The 15,847-nt window shown below is 72.1% G+C and carries 15 protein-coding genes; 12 read left to right on the forward strand and 3 right to left on the reverse strand.

What is annotated here, in order from left to right:
• Positions 1-7 precede the first annotated feature (7 nt).
• A complete protein-coding gene (locus OHT76_RS22285; RefSeq protein ID WP_328876594.1) occupies positions 8-337 on the forward strand; it encodes a rhodanese-like domain-containing protein in 330 nt (109 codons plus the stop codon).
• Positions 338-364: 27 nt separating this feature from the next.
• Here OHT76_RS22285 and OHT76_RS22290 read toward each other — a convergent pair whose 3' ends face one another.
• Positions 365-1,498: an acyl-CoA dehydrogenase family protein gene (locus OHT76_RS22290; RefSeq protein WP_328872612.1), complete on the reverse strand. Its 1,134-nt coding sequence runs from the start codon at positions 1,496-1,498 to the stop codon at positions 365-367.
• A gap of 205 nt (positions 1,499-1,703) precedes the next feature.
• On the opposite strand from OHT76_RS22290, the gene OHT76_RS22295 reads away from it, so the two are divergent.
• Genes OHT76_RS22295 through OHT76_RS22305 form a run of 3 tightly spaced genes read left to right on the forward strand, consistent with a single transcriptional unit; the run spans position 1,704 to position 4,329 of the window.
• Entirely contained in the window at positions 1,704-2,417 is a 714-nt protein-coding gene (locus tag OHT76_RS22295; protein WP_328872613.1) for a DUF5819 family protein, read from the forward strand.
• Positions 2,414-3,589, forward strand: a complete 1,176-nt coding sequence (locus tag OHT76_RS22300; protein ID WP_328872614.1) for an HTTM domain-containing protein — start codon at positions 2,414-2,416, stop codon at positions 3,587-3,589. Before OHT76_RS22295 ends, OHT76_RS22300 begins: the two co-directional genes overlap by 4 nt.
• Positions 3,586-4,329 carry a TrmH family RNA methyltransferase gene (locus OHT76_RS22305; protein ID WP_328872615.1) on the forward strand — a complete coding sequence of 248 codons (744 nt, stop codon included), beginning with the start codon at positions 3,586-3,588 and terminating at the stop codon, positions 4,327-4,329. The genes OHT76_RS22300 and OHT76_RS22305 overlap by 4 nt, the downstream gene beginning before the upstream one ends.
• Here OHT76_RS22305 and paaN read toward each other — a convergent pair.
• Entirely contained in the window at positions 4,326-6,017 is a 1,692-nt protein-coding gene (paaN, locus tag OHT76_RS22310) for a phenylacetic acid degradation protein PaaN (protein WP_328872616.1), read from the reverse strand. The genes OHT76_RS22305 and paaN overlap by 4 nt on opposite strands.
• A 160-nt stretch (positions 6,018-6,177) precedes the next feature.
• On the opposite strand from paaN, the gene OHT76_RS22315 reads away from it, so the two are divergent.
• Both OHT76_RS22315 and OHT76_RS22320 read left to right on the forward strand, forming a co-directional pair.
• Positions 6,178-7,695, forward strand: coding sequence for a 3-hydroxyacyl-CoA dehydrogenase (locus tag OHT76_RS22315; RefSeq protein WP_328872617.1), 1,518 nt, complete (start codon positions 6,178-6,180; stop codon positions 7,693-7,695).
• Complete coding sequence (locus OHT76_RS22320) at positions 7,692-8,282, forward strand: TetR/AcrR family transcriptional regulator (RefSeq protein ID WP_328872618.1); 591 nt, start codon at positions 7,692-7,694, stop codon at positions 8,280-8,282. Before OHT76_RS22315 ends, OHT76_RS22320 begins: the two co-directional genes overlap by 4 nt.
• Before the next feature lies 1 nt (position 8,283).
• Here OHT76_RS22320 and OHT76_RS22325 read toward each other — a convergent pair whose 3' ends face one another.
• Positions 8,284-8,766, reverse strand: a complete 483-nt coding sequence (locus OHT76_RS22325; RefSeq protein ID WP_328876595.1) for an Lrp/AsnC family transcriptional regulator — start codon at positions 8,764-8,766, stop codon at positions 8,284-8,286.
• A gap of 190 nt (positions 8,767-8,956) precedes the next feature.
• Between OHT76_RS22325 and pdhA the strand changes: the two genes are divergently transcribed.
• From pdhA to OHT76_RS22355, 6 genes are read left to right on the forward strand one after another with little or no spacing between them, the layout of a single operon-like run.
• Positions 8,957-10,087, forward strand: a complete 1,131-nt coding sequence (gene pdhA, locus OHT76_RS22330; RefSeq protein ID WP_328872619.1) for a pyruvate dehydrogenase (acetyl-transferring) E1 component subunit alpha — start codon at positions 8,957-8,959, stop codon at positions 10,085-10,087.
• Positions 10,084-11,088, forward strand: a complete 1,005-nt coding sequence (locus OHT76_RS22335) for an alpha-ketoacid dehydrogenase subunit beta (RefSeq protein ID WP_328872620.1) — start codon at positions 10,084-10,086, stop codon at positions 11,086-11,088. The genes pdhA and OHT76_RS22335 overlap by 4 nt, the downstream gene beginning before the upstream one ends.
• Complete coding sequence (locus tag OHT76_RS22340; RefSeq protein ID WP_328872621.1) at positions 11,088-12,413, forward strand: dihydrolipoamide acetyltransferase family protein; 1,326 nt, start codon at positions 11,088-11,090, stop codon at positions 12,411-12,413. Before OHT76_RS22335 ends, OHT76_RS22340 begins: the two co-directional genes overlap by 1 nt.
• Before the next feature lie 54 nt (positions 12,414-12,467).
• Complete coding sequence (locus OHT76_RS22345; RefSeq protein WP_328872622.1) at positions 12,468-13,379, forward strand: NTP transferase domain-containing protein; 912 nt, start codon at positions 12,468-12,470, stop codon at positions 13,377-13,379.
• Complete coding sequence (locus OHT76_RS22350; protein WP_328872623.1) at positions 13,376-14,752, forward strand: molybdopterin molybdotransferase MoeA; 1,377 nt, start codon at positions 13,376-13,378, stop codon at positions 14,750-14,752. Before OHT76_RS22345 ends, OHT76_RS22350 begins: the two co-directional genes overlap by 4 nt.
• Positions 14,749-15,846 (forward strand): potassium channel family protein, encoded by a 1,098-nt coding sequence (locus OHT76_RS22355; RefSeq protein ID WP_328872624.1) that lies wholly within the window; start codon positions 14,749-14,751, stop codon positions 15,844-15,846. The genes OHT76_RS22350 and OHT76_RS22355 overlap by 4 nt, the downstream gene beginning before the upstream one ends.
• Position 15,847: the final 1 nt, after the last annotated feature.

The following is a 15,847-nucleotide window of genomic DNA, read 5'->3' on the forward strand; positions in this document are numbered from 1 at the left end:
ATCTGGCGTGCCCACGGTCGAGGTCACGGACCTCAAGGACAGCGACTTCCTCCTGGACGTCCGCGAGGACGACGAATGGCAGGCGGGCCATGCTGAAGGGGCGCTGCACATCCCCATCAGCGAGTTCGTCGCCCGCTACGGCGAGCTGACCGAGGCCGCCCCGCAGGACGGCCGGGTCAACGTGATCTGCCGCTCCGGGGCCCGTTCCGCGCAGGTCGCCATGTACCTCGTCCAGCAGGGCATCGACGCGGTGAACGTCGACGGCGGCATGCAGGTGTGGGCCGCGGCGGGCCGACCGGTCGTGACGGACGACGGCAAGCAGGGCTTCGTCCTGTAGTCAGCCCAGTCAGCCCAGTCAGCCCAGTCAGCCCAGGGGATGCGCCGCCAGCAAGTCCCCGAGCGCCTCCTCGTGCGCCGCCGCAGGCCCGAGCGACAGCTCCAGCTGCTTGGCCCACGCGTGATACCGGTGCAGCGGATAGTCGACGTCCGCCCCGAACCCCCCGTGCAGATGCTGCGCCGTCTGCACGACCCGCCGTACCCCCTCCGAGGCCCAGATCTTGGCCACGGCGACATCCCCGGCGACGGGCAGCGCCCCCGGCGCCTGCGCGGCGATCCGCCAGGCGGCCTGCCACAGGGTGGCCTCCATCGCCCGTAGGTCGATGTACCGGTCGGCGGCCTGCACGGCGACCGCCTGGAAGGTGGCGAGCGGATGGCCGAACTGCTCCCGCTTGCCCGTGTACTCGCTGGTCATCCGCAGCACCCGGGTACCGAGGCCGAGCGCAAGCGCACACGTCCCGACCGTCAGCAGCTCCCGCAACCGCTCCCAGGCCCCCTCCGCCGCCACCACATCCCGCTCCGCGAGCCGCACGGAGTCAAGACGCAGCTCCCCGAGCCGCTCCCCGCTGGTGGCGTACTGCTCGGCGAGCCCCACCCCGGCCTGCCCGCGCCGCACCACCGCGAGCACGGTCCGATCCCCGTCCGCGCAGGCCGGTACGACGACGAGATCGGCGTCGTACGCCCACGGCACCGCCGTCTGCACACCGTCCAGCACGAACTGAGCACCGTCCCGCCGCGCGGTCACCGCGAGCTCCGCCGGATCGTGCCCGGTGCGCCCGTGCGCGGCGACGGTCAGCACGACCTCCCCCCGCCCGGCCCGCGCCAGCACCTCGGACCTCAGCTCCTGACCGCCGTACGCCTGGACGACGGCCAGCGCGGCGCTGTGCTCCAGCAGCGGTACCCGCGCCAGCACCCCCGCCGCCTCCCGCAGCACCAGACACAGTGCGACGGCGTCGAGCCCCGCCCCGCCGTGCTCCTCGTCGAGCAGCAGGCTCAGCAGATCGGCATCGGCGAGCCGGGTCCACAGCGCGCGGTCGAAGTCCTCGGCCACGGCGCCCGGCGTGAGCGCGGGACTCGGCACGGCGTCCGGCGCGACCCCGGCGAACACCCCCCGCGCCGCCTCGGCCGCCGCCTGCTGCTCCTCGGTGAAGGAAAAGTCCACGGTCCCTGCCCTCCCGCGCACACGGACATCTGACGGTGCGTCAAGATAGAACAGGTTCTAGAAGAAGGGAACGGTATGCACAGAGCCCCTACCGAGCACTCGGCAGACGTGACCTCGTCGTGAGCCGGGCGCCGTAAGGTGTCACCCCGAAGCGGGGCCGCCGGGGCAGGCCCTGCCGGGGACCGGAATCGGGAAACGGGGCGGAATGGACGCGTACGACACCGCGGGCGACGCCCGCCACGGGTCGCAGCCTGCGCCCGCGCCCGAGCCCCGCACCGGTGTGGCCGCCCTCTCGCTGCGCCACCAGATCGCCGCCGCCCTCGCCCTCGCGGTCGTCGCGGTCGCCGTCTGTGTCCACATCGGCATGGTCTTCCTGCATGTCGCGCCCTCGAACACGGTCAGCAAGCAGCACGGCTCGGCCATCGACGACTGGATCTATCCAGAGTTCGAGCAGAACTGGAAGCTCTTCGCGCCGAACCCGCTCCAGCAGAACATCGCCGTCCAGGTCCGCGCCGAGATCCGCGAGCCGGACGGCGGTATACGCACGACCGGCTGGTACGACCTGTCCGCCCGCGACGGCCGGGACATCGACGGCAATCTGCTGCCGAGCCACACCCAGCAGAACGAACTGCGCCGGGCCTGGGACTTCCTCATCGCCACCCACGACAACGACAACCGCCCGGTCGGCCTGCGCGGCGACCTGGCCGAGTCGTATCTGCGCCGGATCGTGGTCCTGCGCCTGGACCGCGAGGACGCGGCCGGACCCGGCGGACTCGTCGAGCGCGTCCAGGTCCGTTCGATGACCACCAATGTGCGCCCGCCCAAGTGGAGCGACGAGACGGTTCCGGACAAACCGGCCTACCGGGAGCTGCCCTGGTGGGAGGTCCCCGAGGACGAGGCCGAGGGGGACCTGGCATGACCCGCTTCGCCCTCTGCCTCTCGGCCGGCATCGCCCGGGTCACCGAGTCCGCCCTCGGCCCGTACCAGAGCGCCGTGGTCCGGATCGGCTTCGCCGCGACCTGGCTGCTCTTCCTGCTGCGCGAGCTGCCCCACCGCCATGAGCTCTACGGCCCCGACGGCCCCTGGAGCTTCGACCTCGCCCAACAGCTGATCGGCACGAACGGCGCCTTCACGGCTCTGATCTGGTCCGACGGTCACCTCTGGTTCGAGGCGGTCTACGCCCTCGCCGTCCTCTTCGCCGTCCTGCTCCTGCTCGGCTGGCGGACCCGCACGATGTCCGTCCTGTTCATGGTCGGCGTGCTGTCCCTGCAGAACCGCTCCATCTTCATGGGCGACGGCGGCGACAACGTCCTGCACCTGATGTCGATCTACCTGGTCTTCACCCGCTGCGGCCAGGTCTGGTCCCTGGACGCGCGCAGGGCGGACCGCAAACCGGAGCGGGACCGGGTCGGGCCGGTCCTGTGGGCCGTGCTCGGTCTGATCCTGGTGGCGGCCACGCTCGGGGGCCGGCTCGACGGCGACCTGACGGTCCCCCTGATCCTGTGGACTGTATGGATCGCGCAGGCCGTGCGATGGATCGTCGGGCGCTGGGCCCGGACCGCCGAGCCGCGCATCCTGCTCGACGTGATCACGAACATCGTGCACAACGGCGCCCTGCTCGTGATCATGGCCGAGGCCTGTCTGATCTACGCCACCGCCGGCTGGTACAAGATCCAGGGCTCCCGCTGGCAGGACGGCACCGCCGTCTACTACCCCCTGCACCTCGACTACTTCTCCCCCTGGCCCGCGCTCGCCGACGCCCTCTCGGCCAGCGGCACCATGGTGCTGCTGGTGACGTACGGGACGGTCCTGGTGCAGGTCGCCTTTCCGTTCACGCTGTTCAACCGCCGGGTCAAGAACGTCCTGCTGGCCGCCATGATGTTCGAGCACGCGGTGATCGCGGTCGTACTGGGCCTGCCGTTCTTCTCCCTCGCGATGATCGCGGCGGACGCGGTCTTCCTGCCGACGACCTTCCTGCGCCGCCTGGGCGCCTGGGCGGAACGGGCCCGCCCGAGCAGAAACCGCGCCGCGCTCCCCGAGCCCCGCAGCCCCGAGAACCCCGAGCAGGCCCACGTAGGCTCCCCGTCATGACCACCCCCGTCACCACCTGGCACCGCCTCGCCGACACCGCCGTACTCCTCGACGGCTTCCACGCCCTCAAGCACGCGGCGCGCTTCGGAGCGCGGATCCCGGTGGCGGTGGCGGTGGACCGACAGGCGGCCCTGGCCCTGGCCGACGAGCTGGCCCCGGACGTACGGGACACGCTGGAGGCCCTCCTCACGGAGGTCCCCGAGGAGACATACAGGTCCCTGGTCCCGCGCCCGCATCCGACAGCCGTGGCGGCATTGGCGGTACGACCGTCCCGCGCGACCAACCTGGAGGCCCTGTCCCACGCCCCGCGCACCGCCCCGGTGGTCCTCCTCGACCACCCGCGCAACCTCGGCAACGCGGGCGCGGTGATCCGCCTGGCGGCCGGCTTCGGCGCGACGGGCGTGATCACCACCGGCACCCTCGACCCCTGGCACCCCACGGTCGTACGAGGCGGTGCGGGCCTCCACTTCGCGACAGCGGTGGAACGCCTCACGGCCGAGGAACTCCCCGAGGGCCCGCTGTTCGCCCTGGACCCCGAGGGCGACGACATCCGGGGCATCAAGCTCCCGGATGACGCCGTACTGGCCTTCGGCTCGGAGCGAAGCGGCCTGTCGCCGGAGGTACGCGCGCGTGCAGACCAGCTGCTGTCCCTACCGATGCGCCCCCAGGTGTCGAGCTACAACTTGGCGACGAGCGTGGGAATGACCCTCTACCACTGGAGCGCGTTCAGAGGTTCTTAGGCCTCCCGCCGCACCTCGACCACGCGGAAGCGATTCGCGACGAACGCCCCATCGGTGAGAGCGGAGTTGGCGGCAGGATTGCCGCCGGACCCGTGGAAGTCGGAGAACGCAGCCGTCTGGTTGACGTACACCCCGCCCGTCAGGTTCAGCGACAACTGCGCCGCCTCCTCCAGGCAGGCCTCCTGAATCGCCCCCTCGACCTCGGGGTCAACGGTGTACGCCCCGACGGTCATCGCCCCCTTCTCCCGCACAGTCCGCCGCAGCAACTCCACCGCGTCACCGGCGGAGTCCACCGCCACCGCGAACGACACCGGCCCGAAGCACTCGCTCATGTACGCGGCCTCGTCATCCGGCTTGGCCCCGTCCAGCTTGACGATGACCGGCGTACGAACGACCGCTTCCGGGAAGTCCGGGTTGCTGATCTCCCGGGAGGGGAGGGCGACTTCGCCGAGCCCGGCGGCGGCCTCGAGGCGCGCCTTGACGTCCGGGTTGACGATCGCCCCGAGCAGCGCGTTCGCGCGGGCGTCGTCACCGAGCAGACCGGAGACCGCTCCGGCGATGTCCGCGACGACCTCGTCGAACGTCCGCGGACCGTCCTCCGTGCGGATCCCGTCCCGCGGAATCAGCAGATTCTGCGGCGTCGTACACATCTGCCCGCTGTACAGCGACAACGAGAACGCCAGGTTGGACAGCATCCCCTTGTAGTTGTCGGTGGACTCCACGAGCACCGTGTTGACGCCGGCCTTCTCCGTGTAGACCTGCGCCTGACGGGCGTTGGCCTCCAGCCAGTCACCGAAGGCGGTCGAACCGGTGTAGTCGATGATCCGGATCTCGGGCCGCACGGCGAGCGTCTTGGCGATGCCCTCACCGGGCCGCTCCGCGGCGAGCGCGACGAGGTTGGGGTCGAACCCGGCCTCGGAGAGCACCTCCCGCGCGACCTGGACCGTGAGCGCGAGCGGCAGCACCGCGCGCGGGTGGGGCTTCACCAGCACGGCGTTACCGGTGGCCAGGGACGCGAAGAGGCCCGGATAGCCGTTCCACGTCGGGAAGGTGTTGCAGCCGATCATCAGCGCGATCCCGCGCGGTACCGGCGTGAACGCCTTGGTCAGGGCGAGGGGGTCCTTCTTGCCCTGCGGCTTGGTCCACTCGGCGTTGTCGGGGGTGCGGACCTGCTCCACGTACGCGTACGCCACCGCCTCCAGACCGCGGTCCTGCGCGTGCGGGCCGCCCGCCTGGAACGCCATCATGAACGCCTGTCCGGAGGTGTGCATGACCGCGTGCGCGAACTCGTGGGTGCGGTCGCTGATCCGCTTGAGGATCTCCACGCAGACCACCGCGCGGATCTCCGCGCCCGCGTCCCGCCAGGCCCGCTGTCCGGCCTTCATGGCGGGCAGCAGCACGTCGATGTCCGCGTGCGGGTACTCCACGCCGAGCGCGAGGCCGTACGGGGAGACCTCGCCGCCCACCCAGTCGTCGGTGCCGGGCTGGCCGAGGTCGAGGCGGGTGCCGAGGAGGGCGTCGAAGGCGGCCTTGCCCGCCGCCATGTCCAGGCTGCCGTTCTCGCCGTAGGCCTTGGGGTGCTCGGGGTGCGGAGACCAGTACGCGCGCGTGCGGATGGCTTCGAGCGCCTGGTCGAGGGTGGGCCGGTGCTTGGCGATGAGGTCGTGGGGGGTCAGGGCGGTGGCCATGCGGGACCAACTCCTTGTTTCAAGAACTCTCCGTCGAGTTCATGACCTGGGCAGAAACATGGGCAGGAACAGCCAGTCAGAGTTAGAGTAACCGAACGATCGGTCGGTACAAGGGGGTCCGCCGCATCTGTGGAAAACCCCGTGCGGGAGGATCGCGGACATGACAGCACTCGACCTCAGCAGCCCTGTGGCCGTCGTCGGCACCGGCACCATGGGCCAGGGCATCGCCCAGGTCGCGCTGGTCGCCGGCCACCCCGTACGGCTCTACGACGCCGCGCCCGGGAAGGCCCGGGAAGCGGCCGCCACGATCGGCGCCCGCCTCGACCGGCTCGTCGAGAAGGACCGCCTGACCGACACCGACCGGGACGCGGCGCGCGCCCGGCTGCTGCCCGCCGAGGAGCTGGCGGACCTCGCCGACTGCGCCCTGGTCATCGAGGCCGCCCTGGAGCGCCTCGACGTCAAGCAGGAGCTCTTCCGCGCGCTGGAGGAGATCGTCTCCGACGACTGCCTGCTCGCCACCAACACCTCCTCGCTGTCCGTCACCGCCATCGGCGGCGCCCTCGCGAACCCCGGCCGCTTCGTGGGCCTGCACTTCTTCAACCCCGCCCCGCTGCTGCCGCTGGTCGAGGTCGTCTCCGGGTTCGCCACCGACGTCACGTACGCCACGCGCGCGTACGAGACGGCCCGCGCCTGGGGCAAGACCCCGGTCGCCTGCGCCGACACCCCCGGCTTCATCGTCAACCGCATCGCGCGGCCCTTCTACGCCGAGGCCTTCGCCGTCTACGAGGCCCAGGGCGCCGATCCCGCCACCATCGACGCCGTGCTGCGCGAGTGCGGCGGCTTCAAGATGGGCGCCTTCGAACTGACCGATCTGATCGGGCAGGACGTCAACGAGTCCGTCACCCAGTCGGTGTGGCAGTCCTTCTTCCAGGACGTCCGCTTCACGCCCTCGCTCGCCCAGCGCCGCCTGGTCGAGTCGGGCCGTCTCGGCCGCAAGAGCGGACACGGCTGGTACGACTACGCCGAGGGCGCCGAGCGCTCCGAACCGCACACCGCCGAGCGGGAGCGCCCGCCCGCGTATGTCGTCGCCGAGGGCGATCTGGGCCCGGCCGCCGAACTGCTCACGCTGCTGCGCGAGGCGGGTGTCCCGGTGCGCGAGGAGGACGAGGACCACGGCACCCGGCTGGTCCTGCCGTCCGGCGGCCAGCTGGCGCTCGCGGACGGGCAGACGTCGGTGGAGTTCCGGGACGTCGTCTACTTCGACCTCGCGCTCGACTACCGCCGCGCCACCCGCATCGCCCTGTCCGCCTCCCAGGACACCTCCCCCCAGACCCTCACCGAGGCCATCGGCCTGTTCCAGGCGCTCGGCAAGGACGTCAGCGTCATCGGCGACGTACCCGGCATGATCGTCGCCCGTACGGTCGCCCGGATCGTCGACCTGGCCCATGACGCGGTCGCCAAGGGCGTGGCCACCGAGGAGGACGTCGACACGGCGATGCGCCTCGGCGTCAACTACCCGCTCGGCCCCTTCGAGTGGAGCCGCCGCCTCGGCCGCAACTGGGCCTACGCCCTCCTCGACGACCTCCATCTGCGCGACCCCTCCGGGCGGTACGCGCCCTCCCTCGCGCTGTACCGGCACGCGTACGCCACGGACAAGCGGGAGGGCAGCGGCTCATGACCACCGCCAAGCGCGACACGTACACCCCCGAGACGCTGCTGTCGGTCGCCGTCCAGGTCTTCAACGAGCGCGGCTACGACGGCACCTCCATGGAGCACCTCTCGCGCGCCGCCGGTATCTCCAAGTCGTCGATCTACCACCACGTCACCGGCAAGGAGGAGCTGCTGCGGCGCGCGGTGAGCCGGGCGCTGGACGAGCTCTTCGGGATCCTCGACGAGGAGCCCGCGCGCGTGGGGCGCGCTTCCGCGCGTCTGGAGCATGTCGTACGGCGCATGGTCGAGGTGCTGATAGCCGAGCTGCCGTATGTGACGCTGCTGCTGCGGGTGCGCGGCAACACCGACACCGAGCGGTGGGCGCTGGAGCGGCGCCGGGACTTCGACCACAAGGTCGCCGAGCTGCTGAAGGCGGCGGCCGCCGACGGGGACGTACGCGGGGACGTCGAGGTGCGGCTCGCCACCCGGCTCGTCTTCGGGATGATCAACTCGATCGTCGAGTGGTACCGCCCGGACGGCCGGGGCATGGACGAGCGCGAGGTCGCCGACGCCGTCGTACAGGTCGTCTTCGGCGGGCTGCGCAGGGCCGCCTGAGTCAGCCCTGCGGCTCCAGGTCCTCCTCCTCGAAGACCAGCAGGGTGCGGGTGCTGAGCACCTCGGGGATGGCCTGGAGCCGGGTGAGCACCAGTTCGCGCAGCGCCCGGTTGTCGGGCGTGTGCACCAGCAGCAGGACGTCGAAATCGCCCCCCACCAGGGCGATGTGCGAGGCGCCGGGCAAGGCCCGGAGCTGCTCGCGCACCGTGCGCCAGCTGTTCTGCACGATCTTCAAGGTGATGTACGCCGACGTCCCGTGCCCCGCGCGTTCATGGTCGACGCGGGCGCCGAACCCCCGGATGACACCGTCCTCGATGAGCCGGTTGATCCGCGCGTAGGCGTTGGCGCGCGAGACATGGACCCGCTCGGCGACGGACCGTATCGAGGCGCGGCCGTCCGCCTGGAGCATCTGGAGGATGTCCTGATCGATGGCGTCGAGGGGACGTGGCGGTGGCAGGGCGCCGCCCTCGGGGCCCTCGGCCATTTGTTCAGGTGCCATGTCCCCCCGCCTCCCTGTCGTGGACGTACTGCGTTCATTCCAGGCTGTGGAGAACCGTTTGTCCACAGCCTGGAGGGGCCTGTAGCCAAAATGTGCCGACGACCGAACAATCGGTAGGTGAGGCGGGTCACAGCCGACACGCCTCCCGTAGCCACTCCCACGAGGAGGTGCCGTCATGACGGTCATGGAGCAGCGGGGCGCGTACCGGCCATCGCCGCCGCCCGCCTGGCAGCCCCGCACCGACCCCGCGCCGCTGCTGCCCGACGCGGAGCCCTACCGCGTCCTCGGCACCGAGGCGGCAGCCAAGGCCGACCCCGGCCTGCTGCGCCGCCTCTACGCCGAACTGGTGCGCGGCCGTCGGTACAACGCCCAGGCCACCGCCCTGACCAAGCAGGGCAGGCTCGCCGTCTACCCGTCCACCACCGGCCAGGAGGCCTGCGAGGTCGCCGCCGCGCTCGCCCTTGAAGAGCGCGACTGGCTCTTCCCGAGCTACCGCGACACCCTCGCGGCCGTCGCCCGCGGAGTGGACCCCGTCCAGGCGCTCACGCTGCTGCGCGGCGACTGGCACACCGGCTACGACCCGCGCGAGCACCGCGTCGCCCCCCTGTGCACGCCGCTCGCCACCCAGCTCCCGCACGCCGTCGGGCTCGCCCACGCCGCCCGCCTCAAGGGCGACGACGTGGTCGCGCTCGCCCTGGTCGGCGACGGCGGCACCAGCGAGGGCGACTTCCACGAGGCGCTGAACTTCGCCGCCGTCTGGCAGGCGCCGGTCGTCTTCCTGGTCCAGAACAACGGCTTCGCGATCTCCGTCCCGCTCGCCAAGCAGACCGCGGCCCCGTCGCTGGCCCACAAGGCCGTCGGCTACGGCATGCCCGGGCGCCTGGTCGACGGCAACGACGCCGCCGCCGTGCACGAGGTGCTCTCCGACGCCGTACGCCACGCGCGTGCGGGCGGCGGCCCCACCCTCATCGAGGCGATCACCTACCGGATCGACGCCCACACCAACGCCGACGACGCCACCCGCTACCGCGGCGACGCCGAGGTCGAGACCTGGCGCGGACACGACCCGATCGCCCTGCTGGAGCACGAACTCACCGAGCGCGGCCTGCTCGACGAGGCCGGCATTCAGGCAGCGAAGGACGCCGCCGAGGCGATGGCCGCGGACCTGCGCGAGCGTATGAACCAGGACCCGGTGCTCGACCCCATGGACCTGTTCGCCCATGTGTATGCCGAGCCCACCCAGCAACTGCACGAACAGCGGACCCAGCTGAGGGCCGAGCTGGACGCCGAGGGAGACATGCGATGACCACCGTCGCGGTGAAGCCCGCCACCATGGCGCAGGCCCTCACGCGCGCGTTGCGCGACGCCATGGCCGACGACCCGTCCGTGCACGTGATGGGCGAGGACGTCGGCACCCTCGGCGGTGTCTTCCGGGTCACCGACGGACTCGCCAAGGAGTTCGGCGAGGACCGCTGCACCGACACCCCGCTCGCCGAGGCCGGCATCCTCGGCACCGCCGTCGGCATGGCGATGTACGGCCTGCGCCCGGTCGTGGAGATGCAGTTCGACGCCTTCGCCTACCCGGGGTTCGAGCAGCTGATCAGCCATGTCTCGCGGATGCGCAACCGCACCCGCGGCACCATGCCCCTGCCGATCACCATCCGCGTCCCCTACGGCGGCGGCATCGGCGGCGTCGAGCACCACAGCGACTCCTCCGAGGCGTACTACATGGCGACCCCCGGTCTCCATGTCGTCACGCCCGCCACCGTCGCCGACGCCTACGGACTGCTGCGTGCCTCCATCGCCTCCGACGACCCGGTCGTCTTCCTGGAGCCCAAGCGTCTGTACTGGTCGAAGGACTCCTGGAACCCGGAGGACCCGCAGAGCGTTGAACCGATCGGCCGCGCGATGGTGCGGCGCTCGGGCCGGAGCGCCACGCTCATCACGTACGGTCCGTCCGTGCCCGTCTGCCTCGAAGCCGCCGAGGCGGCCCGCGAGGAGGGGTGGGACCTGGAAGTCGTCGACCTGCGCTCGCTGGTGCCGTTCGACGACGAGACGGTCTGCGCCTCGGTACGGCGGACCGGGCGAGCGGTCGTCGTGCACGAGTCGGGCGGGTTCGGCGGCCCGGGAGGGGAGATCGCGGCCCGCGTCACGGAGCGCTGCTTCCACCATCTGGAGGCGCCGGTGCTCCGGGTGGCCGGGTTCGACATCCCCTACCCGCCGCCGATGCTGGAGCGTCACCACCTGCCCGGCGTGGACCGGATCCTGGACGCCGTGGGGCGTCTGCAATGGGAGGCCGAGAGCTGATGGCACAGGTGTTGGAGTTCAAGCTTCCCGACCTCGGGGAGGGGCTCACCGAGGCGGAGATCGTGCGCTGGCTGGTCCAGGTCGGCGATGTCGTCGCCGTCGACCAGCCGGTCGTCGAGGTCGAGACCGCGAAGGCGATGGTCGACGTCCCCTGCCCCTACGCCGGCGTGGTCACCGCCCGCTTCGGCGAGGAGGGCACGGAGCTGCCCGTGGGGGCACCGCTGATCACGGTCGCCGTGGGAGCGGACGCCTCCGACGGTTCGGCCGAGGGCTCCGGGAACGTACTGGTGGGGTACGGCACCTCGGAGGCACCGGCGCGACGCCGCAGGGTGCGCACGGGACAGCCGACGGGCCCCGCGCTGAACGGCCGGGCGGGCGAGCCGGCCGCGGCGGCACAGGCTGCTCCGGTCGCCCCGGCCCCCGAGGTCGTCGACGGCCCCGTCCCCGTCATCTCCCCCCTGGTCCGCCGTCTGGCCCGCGAGAACGGCCTCGACCTGCGCGAGATGACCGGCTCCGGGCCCGACGGACTGATCCTGCGCGCGGACGTGGAGTACGCCCTGCGTGCCGCCGCCGCACAGGGACGTACGACCCCTGCTCCGGCCCCCGCCCCTGCCCCCGCGGCCCCCGTCACCACCGGAGGGACCCGCACCCCCCTCAAGGGCGTCCGCGGTGCCGTCGCCGACAAGCTCTCCCGCAGCCGGCGTGAGATCCCCGACGCGACCTGCTGGGTGGACGCCGACGCGACCGAGCTGATGCGCGCCCGTACCGCGATGAACGCCGCGGGCGGCCCGAAGATCTCCCTTCTGGCCCTGCTGGCCCGCATCTGCACCGCCGCCCTCGCCCGCTACCCCGAGCTCAACTCCACCGTCGACATGGAGGCCAGGGAGGTCGTCCGCTTCGACCACGTCCACCTCGGCTTCGCCGCACAGACCGAGCGGGGCCTGGTCGTACCGGTCGTACGCGATGCCCACGCGCGGGACGCGGAGTCGCTCACCGCGGAGTTCGCCCGGCTCACCGAGTCGGCCCGCACCGGCGCCCTGACGCCCGCGGAACTCACCGGCGGCACCTTCACGCTGAACAACTACGGAGTGTTCGGCGTCGACGGCTCCACCCCGATCATCAACCACCCCGAGGCCGCGATGCTCGGCGTCGGCCGGATCATCCCCAAGCCGTGGGTGCACGAGGGCGAGCTGGCGGTGCGCCAGGTCGTACAGCTCTCGCTCACCTTCGACCACCGCGTCTGCGACGGCGGCACGGCGGGCGGCTTCCTGCGCTATGTCGCGGACTGCGTGGAACAGCCGGCGGTGCTGCTGCGCACCCTGTGAGGCGCGGGCTCCCCGGCCGTTCCCTGTGATCGCCGGGGCCCGCATACTCAGGGGGTGACCGCGTACGAGCCCCCGGGCGACCCGGGTACCGAGGCGTACGACGCCGTCGTGCTCGCCGGGGGCGCCGCACGGCGGCTCGGCGGCGCCGACAAGCCCGGCCTCAGCGTCGGCGGGCGCCCGCTGCTCGACCGGGTGCTCGCCGCCTGCGCCGACGCGCGCACCACCGTTGTCGTCGCCGACCCCCGGCCCACCGCACGCCCGGTCACCTGGGCCCGCGAGGACCCGCCCGGCGGCGGCCCCCTCGCCGCCCTCGACGCGGGCCTGCGCCACAGCACCGCGGACCGGGTCGTCCTGCTCTCCGCCGACCTGCCGTTCCTCGAAGCGGCCACCGTACGGCGGCTGCTGGCCGCACTCCGGGGCGGAACGGACGACGGCGTGCTGCTCACCGACGCCGACGGCCGCGACCAGCCCCTCGTCGCCGCGTACCGCGCGCCGGTGCTGCGCGCGGGCCTCGCGGCGCTCATCAAGGAGCACGGCGGCCTCACCGGCCTGCCCCTGCGCCGACTGACCGCCGGGCTCCGCCTCAGCCGCGTCCCCGACCCCGTCGCGTCCTTCGACTGCGACACCTGGGACGACATCGCCACCGCCAGGGCACGTATCAGGGAGCATGGGCACGTGTTGGATGAATGGATTTCCGCAGTCAAGGACGAGCTGGGCATCGACCTCGACGTCGACATCAAAGTCCTGCTGGACCTCGCCCGGGACGCCGCCCACGGCGTGGCGCGGCCCGCGGCCCCGCTGACCACCTTCCTCGTGGGCTACGCGGCCGCCCAGGCCCAGGGCGGCCCCGAAGCGGTCGCCGAAGCCGCCCGCAAGGCAGCGGACCTCGCCGCGCGCTGGGCGTCGGAGGAGACGCCGAGCGCCACACCCGACGCGGAGCCCAACGCCACCCCGGACGCCGGATGACCGCCCGCAGCGTCCGGGACGACCAGGACGCCGAGGACCTCGACGTCGAGGAGGTACTCGCGCTCGTGAAGGAGAACCCGCCCACCGGCGACCCCACACCCGCCCCGAGGCACCGGCCCGGACATCAGGAACATCAAGAACGCCAAGAGCATCAAACGGCCCCCCACCACCAGGCCACCCCCTGGCCCGAGGCCCGCACCCTCGCCGCCCGCGCGGGCCGCCAGCGCGGCACTCGCCGTACCCCGGTCTCCGTGCCCCTCGAAGCGTCCCTCGGCCTCACCCTCGCCGCCCCCCTCACCGCCCTCACCGACCTGCCCTCCTTCGACACCTCCGCGATGGACGGCTGGGCGGTCGCCGGACCCGGCCCCTGGGCCGTACGCGAGACCGGCGTCCTGGCCGGGCACGCCGAACCCGCGCCCCTCACCGACGGCGAGGCGGTCCGCATCGCCACCGGCGCCCGGATCCCCCTGGACACCACCGCCGTTCTGCGCAGCGAGCACGGCCGGACCGACGACAAGGGCCACCTCCACGCCCGCCGCGACCTCCAACACGGCCAGGACATCCGCCCCCGCGCCCAGGAGTGCCGTTCCGGCGACCAACTGCTCCCCGTCGGCACCCTGGTGACCCCCGCCGTCCTGGGCCTCGCCGCAGCCGCGGGCTACGACACCGTCACCGCCGTACCCCGGCCGCGCGTCGATGTGCTCGTCCTGGGCGACGAGTTGCTCACCGAAGGGCGGCCCCACGACGGGCTGATCCGGGACGCGCTCGGCCCGATGCTGCCGCCCTGGCTGCGGGCGCTCGGCGCCGAGGTCACCACCGTGCGCCGGCTCGGCGACGACGCCGAAGCGCTCCACAAGGCCATCGCCTACTCCGAGGCCGACCTGATCGTCACCACCGGCGGCACCGCCTCCGGACCCGTGGACCATGTCCACCCCACCCTGCGCCGCCTCGGCGCCGAACTCCTGGTCAACGGCGTCAAGGTGCGCCCGGGTCACCCCATGCTGCTGGCCCGCACCAAGGAGAACCAGCACCTGGTCGGCCTGCCCGGCAACCCCCTCGCGGCCGTCTCCGGCCTGCTGACGCTCGCCGAGCCCCTGCTGCGCACCCTCGCGGCCCGCCCCGCCCCCGAGCCGTACACGCTGCCGTTGCGGGACGCGACGCACGGGCATCCGTACGACACCCGGCTGATCCCCGTGGTGCTGCGCGACGACCATGCCGTGCCGCTGCACTACAACGGCCCGGCGATGCTGCGGGGCGTCGCCGCCGCCGACGCCCTGGCCGTCGTACCGCCGGGCGGGACCGAGGCCGGTGAAGAGGCGGAACTGCTGGAGCTGCCCTGGGCGTCCTCAGGGATCGGGGTGTGTTTCACGTGAAACTTCCGGGCCAGGACGTCATCGCGCGCCAGCCGGACGAACGTCTGGTGACCCATCGGGTGAAACTGCCGAGGAAGGTGGTGGAGCACCCGTTCCGCCAGGTCGCGAAGCGGGTGGTCATGGCGCTGTCCCTGCTGGTGGCGTGCTCCCTCATCGTCTACGCCGACCACGACGGCTACAACGACAACTCCGACGGCTCCGTCGACCTGCTCGACGCCTTCTACTACTCGACCGTCACCCTCTCCACCACGGGCTACGGCGACATCACCCCGGTCAGCGACGCCGCCCGGCTCATCAACATCCTTGTCATCACGCCCATGCGGGTGCTGTTCCTGATCATCCTGGTCGGCACCACGCTGGAGGTCCTCACCGAGCGCACCCGGGAGGAATGGCGTCTGAACCGCTGGAGGTCCACCTTGCGCGACCACACCGTCGTCGTCGGCTTCGGCACCAAGGGGCGCTCGGCGATCCAGACCGTCTGTGCGACGGGCCTGAAGAAGGAACAGGTCATCGTGGTCGACCCCAGCAGCAAGGTGATCGACGCCGCGACGGCCGAGGGCTACGCGGGCATCGTGGGCGACGCGACCCGCAGCGATGTGCTGAAGCGGGCCGAGGTGCACAAGGCCCGGAAGATCATCATTGCGACCCAGCGCGATGACACCGCCGTCCTGGTGACGCTGACGGCACGCCAGCTCAACCGCGGGGCGAAGATCGTGGCCGCGGTCCGCGAGGAGGAGAACGCGCCGCTGCTGAAGCAGTCCGGCGCCGACGCGGTCATCACCAGCGCCAGCGCCGCAGGCCGGCTGCTCGGCCTCTCGGTGCTCAGCCCCGCCGCCGGCATGGTGATGGAGGACCTGATCCAGCAGGGCAGCGGGCTCGACATCGTCGAACGGCCGGTCATAAAGGCCGAAGTGGGCAAGGGGCCCAGGGAGACGGCCGACCTGGTGGTGAGCGTCGTACGCGGGCATCGGGTGCTCGGCTACGACCACGCGGACGTCGGCGCGCTCCAGTCGACGGACCGTCTGATCACCATCGTGCGGGCGACGCCGAGCACGCAGGTCGCGCCCGACGTCCGCCCGATTCCGCAGGACTGAC

It is taken from the genome of Streptomyces sp. NBC_00287 (assembly GCF_036173105.1).
In the GTDB taxonomy this organism is placed as follows: domain Bacteria; phylum Actinomycetota; class Actinomycetes; order Streptomycetales; family Streptomycetaceae; genus Streptomyces.

What these genes read in the sequence shown, in the direction of transcription:
- paaN (WP_328872616.1), bottom strand. Translation starts at nt 6,017, where the DNA reads ATGGCCACCGCCCTGACCCCCCACGACCTCATCGCCAAGCACCGGCCC.
- OHT76_RS22340 (WP_328872621.1), top strand. Translation starts at nt 11,088, where the DNA reads ATGGCACAGGTGTTGGAGTTCAAGCTTCCCGACCTCGGGGAGGGGCTC.
- pdhA (WP_328872619.1), top strand. Translation starts at nt 8,957, where the DNA reads ATGACGGTCATGGAGCAGCGGGGCGCGTACCGGCCATCGCCGCCGCCC.
- OHT76_RS22350 (WP_328872623.1), top strand. Translation starts at nt 13,376, where the DNA reads ATGACCGCCCGCAGCGTCCGGGACGACCAGGACGCCGAGGACCTCGAC.
- OHT76_RS22305 (WP_328872615.1), top strand. Translation starts at nt 3,586, where the DNA reads ATGACCACCCCCGTCACCACCTGGCACCGCCTCGCCGACACCGCCGTA.
- OHT76_RS22335 (WP_328872620.1), top strand. Translation starts at nt 10,084, where the DNA reads ATGACCACCGTCGCGGTGAAGCCCGCCACCATGGCGCAGGCCCTCACG.
- OHT76_RS22315 (WP_328872617.1), top strand. Translation starts at nt 6,178, where the DNA reads ATGACAGCACTCGACCTCAGCAGCCCTGTGGCCGTCGTCGGCACCGGC.
- OHT76_RS22320 (WP_328872618.1), top strand. Translation starts at nt 7,692, where the DNA reads ATGACCACCGCCAAGCGCGACACGTACACCCCCGAGACGCTGCTGTCG.
- OHT76_RS22300 (WP_328872614.1), top strand. Translation starts at nt 2,414, where the DNA reads ATGACCCGCTTCGCCCTCTGCCTCTCGGCCGGCATCGCCCGGGTCACC.
- OHT76_RS22295 (WP_328872613.1), top strand. Translation starts at nt 1,704, where the DNA reads ATGGACGCGTACGACACCGCGGGCGACGCCCGCCACGGGTCGCAGCCT.
- OHT76_RS22325 (WP_328876595.1), bottom strand. Translation starts at nt 8,766, where the DNA reads ATGGCCGAGGGCCCCGAGGGCGGCGCCCTGCCACCGCCACGTCCCCTC.